We start from the raw sequence: 501 nt of genomic DNA, 5'->3' as shown, positions 1-501 counted from the left end.
GGCTGGCGCGGGCCAGGTGAGCGGCGAAGGCGGCACCGGCGACGAACAGCACCGCGCCCGCGGCACCGCCGATCGCGCGCAGCGCCAGCAACATCGGGTACTCGCTGGTCACCCCCGAGGCCAGCAGGGTGAGGGTGACGACAGTGAACGCGACCAGGTACGCGCGGCGTTCCCCGGCGCGAGGCAGCACTGCGACCGCGGCCACGGTCCCGGCCAGGTAGCCGATTCCCAGGGCGGTGTTCATCACCCCCGCCTGGATGTAGGACCAGCCCAGGTCGGTGCGCATGCCGGGCAGCAACAGCCCGTAGCCGAACCGGGACAGGCTGAGCACACCGGCTCCGAGGCTGAGCATCACGGCACGGGTGACCAGCCGCGGCTGTGACCCTCGCCGCACCACCCCGGCCGGCGGGTCAGCCGGCATGCGGCCGGGCCGAGGAATGACCGACAGCCACAGCGCCGTCGAAGTCTGCCGCCGCGACCAGCGCCCCGGGCACCGCACCG

Annotated in this window: 1 protein-coding gene; it reads right to left on the bottom strand. The window is 74.1% G+C overall.

Translation table 11 applies throughout. The features are described from left to right. The coding region (locus FRW57_RS22655; RefSeq protein WP_152187141.1) for a YbfB/YjiJ family MFS transporter at positions 1-421 on the bottom strand (421 nt) is incomplete at its 3' end. Positions 422-501: the final 80 nt, after the last annotated feature.

It is taken from the genome of Segeticoccus rhizosphaerae (assembly GCF_009192725.1).
Taxonomy (GTDB): domain Bacteria; phylum Actinomycetota; class Actinomycetes; order Actinomycetales; family Dermatophilaceae; genus Segeticoccus; species Segeticoccus rhizosphaerae.
This window is presented reverse-complemented; position numbering and strand designations above follow the sequence as displayed.